Here is a 3071-nt window from a genome sequence, read left to right as displayed (position 1 = left end):
GCTCGGCGGGCAACGGTGACGTCCGCACCAATTTCGGCGGCAATCATGCCGGAGATGTAAGCCACCTCAGTGGAATGCACAAGAACGTTCTGACCGTAGCTTGAACGGTAACGCATTCTACCCAGCAGTCGCACCAGCTCAGGATGTAACGAACCGACAGAAGTTTCGAGTACGACACGCTCGCCGTCCTGCTTGATTTTGGTTTCAACTTCTTTACGCGCCTTGTCCACCATCTCTTCGATGCGAGCAGGATGGATACGCCCATCATTAATCAGGCGCTCCAGTGCAATGCGCGCAATTTCGCGCTTGACGGGGTCATGACTCGAAAGCGTAATAGCCTCGGGCGTGTCGTCTATAATGAGATCAACACCGGTAAGTGTCTCAAGCGCACGGATGTTGCGGCCTTCTCGTCCAATGATACGGCCTTTCATCTCGTCGGAGGGCAACGGTACAACCGATACAGTGGTCTCGACCACCTGATCTGCTGCGCAGCGCTGAATAGCCAGAGAAATAATGTTGCGAGCCTTGGAATCGGCCTCTTCCTTCAAACGGGCTTCCATTTGGGTGATGCGTAGAGCCTTTTCATGGGTTAGCTCGCCCTCAAGGTTTTTGAGCAGATAATCTTTGGCTTGATCAGTGGTGAAACCGGAGATTTTTTCCAGCATTTCAAACTGACTTTTCTTAACCAGCTCAGCCTCCTCAAGTTTTTGCTCGGCAGATTTGAGTTTGGCCTGAAGGGCCTCTTCTTTCTTATCGAGGTTATCGACCTTTTTGTCGATCGTCTCCTCCTTGTGCTGTACGCGGCGCTCCAGCCGCGAAACCTCGGTGCGCCGCTCCTTAAGCTCGCGTTCAGCCTCGGTTTTTAGTTTGAAAATTTCATCTTTTGCTTCGACAAGGGCTTCTTTCTTTTTACTTTCCGCTGATTTTATTGCTTCACTAACGATACGTTTTGCTTCAGTCTCGGCTGTGCCGAGTTCCTTTTCTGCTACATTCTTTCTATAATTAACGCCTGCGGGAAAGGCAATAACAGCACCGATTACAAATGCAATGAAACCGCATATTACATAGGGCAACATGAAATAAAAAATCCTCCTTTCACTCTTTTAAATTTTGGGCGCCTGTGTAATGCGCTGACTGTATAAACAGCCAAAAATATTTTACATTTTTATTAGATTTCTGTCAAGAAATTTTAAATACAATCCTTGCCGAATAAAGCGGAAAAATAAAGATGCAGTATTAAAAAGGTTCTATTGGGGAAAACCGAGTTAAATCACTTTTTCATTGCGCATAATGCACAAGAATGCAAAAGGTATAGACCATAAATGCGAAGTTGCTACTAAAAAAATAGGCAGATTAACAACTTTTGGCTTATTGCTTTTTAGATTTTGTAGCGTGGTAAAATATACATTGTATAAATGATAATTATGCCGATGCGCTGCCAGAGATTGCGTATAAGCGCTGGCGTTTTGCAGGAAAAGTGGCCTAGTAGTCTGAAAATTGTTGACATGCGACGTGCGTAGTGATAGTATCAAGGCAAAGCTTCATCCAAACAAAACATTGATGGGGAAGCCCCGCAAAAGGACATATCAGAGACAGACCGTCGTTGGGCTGAAAGCGGTCTTTGTGGATTTTTGCAACGGGCTACCACCCCTGAGTGCGAAATTAAGGCGTTAGCCCCAAGTTCGCCGCAACGGCAGCGTTAACGGCCGGCAGAGTGGTATCATTTTGCCCTGATAAGCAAAACGATGCAATTCGGGTGGAACCGTGGAGTTACATTATAATGCTTCACCCCGTGCCGGGGGTGGAGCTTTTTTATATTCCAATAGCGATGAGAACCGAGAAAGAGAGGAAGATTTTTATGGTAAAAATTTCTTTAAAAGGCGATGTTGTAAAAGAATTTGATCAGGGAACAACCGTAGCCCAGATAGCTGCTGCGCTTGGCGCGGGTCTGGCAAAGGCGGCCTGTGCGGCTAAAATTGACGGAAAGGTTTGCGATTTGCGCACTCCCGTTCTGGCCGATTGTTCGGTGGAGATATTGACCTTTGAGGATACGGATGGCAAAAAGGCATTTTGGCACACCGCTTCCCACATTCTGGCACAGGCCGTTCAGCGACTGTTTCCAGAGGCAAAGTTTGCTATCGGCCCTGCGGTGGATAACGGTTTCTACTACGATTTTGATGTGCCGGCTTCTTTTACCCCCGATCAGCTTTCGACTATTGAAGCCGAGATGGCCAAAATTGTCAAAGAGGACATTGCGCTTGAAAAGCTGGAGTTGGATGCGCAAGATGCTTTGGAAAAGATGAAAGAACAGCCTTATAAGGTCGAACTGATCAACGAGCATGCGGGCAAGGGTGAGAAGATCAGCTTCTATGTGCAGGGGGATTTTGTAGACCTTTGCGCTGGCCCCCATCTGATGAGCACCGGCTCAATCAAGGCTGTCAAGTTGACTGCCTGCACTGGCGCTTATTGGCGTGGCAGTGAGAAAAACAAAATGCTTTGCCGCGTTTACGGTACGGCGTTCCCGAAAAAGAGCGAACTTGAGGCTTATCTTGCTGCCGTTGAGGAGGCAAAAAAGCGCGACCATAATATTATTGGCCGTCAGCTCAAATATTTTTGCACCTCTGACTATGTTGGCCAGGGGTTGCCGCACTTGATGCCCAAAGGTGCTAAACTGTTCCAGATTTTAAACCGCTATGTGCAGGATAAAGAGGAATATGAATACGGCTATGTCATGACCCGCACGCCGCTAATGGCAAAATCCGACCTGTATAAGCTCTCGGGCCACTGGGATCACTACAAGGATGGCATGTTTGTACTGGGTGACGAGGAAAAGGATAAGGAAGTATTTGCGCTTCGCCCCATGACTTGCCCGTTCCAGTACCAGGTTTACCTCAACGACATGCACTCCTACCGCGATTTGCCAATTCGCTATGGTGAAACTTCTACGCTGTTTAGAAATGAAGCCTCCGGCGAGATGCACGGTCTGATCCGCGTGCGTCAGTTTACTATTTCAGAAGGGCATTTGGTTCTGCGCCCCGAGCAGCTTGAGGAGGAGTTTCGCTCCTGCGTGC

At 47.8% G+C, this 3071-nt stretch carries 2 protein-coding genes; one reads left to right on the top strand and one right to left on the bottom strand.

Going from position 1 to position 3071, the window contains the following annotated elements:
- On the bottom strand, positions 1–1076 hold a 1076-nt coding region (locus PHF27_RS14125), incomplete at its 3' end, for an Rnase Y domain-containing protein (protein WP_300071464.1).
- A gap of 782 nt (positions 1077–1858) precedes the next feature.
- Here PHF27_RS14125 and PHF27_RS14120 point away from each other — a divergent pair.
- Positions 1859–3071: threonine--tRNA ligase (locus PHF27_RS14120; RefSeq protein ID WP_300071461.1), on the top strand; the 1213-nt coding region annotated here is incomplete at its 3' end.

Origin of the sequence: Anaeromusa sp. (assembly GCF_028691475.1) — a bacterium.
Classification (GTDB): domain Bacteria; phylum Bacillota; class Negativicutes; order Anaeromusales; family Anaeromusaceae; genus Anaeromusa.
This window is presented reverse-complemented; position numbering and strand designations above follow the sequence as displayed.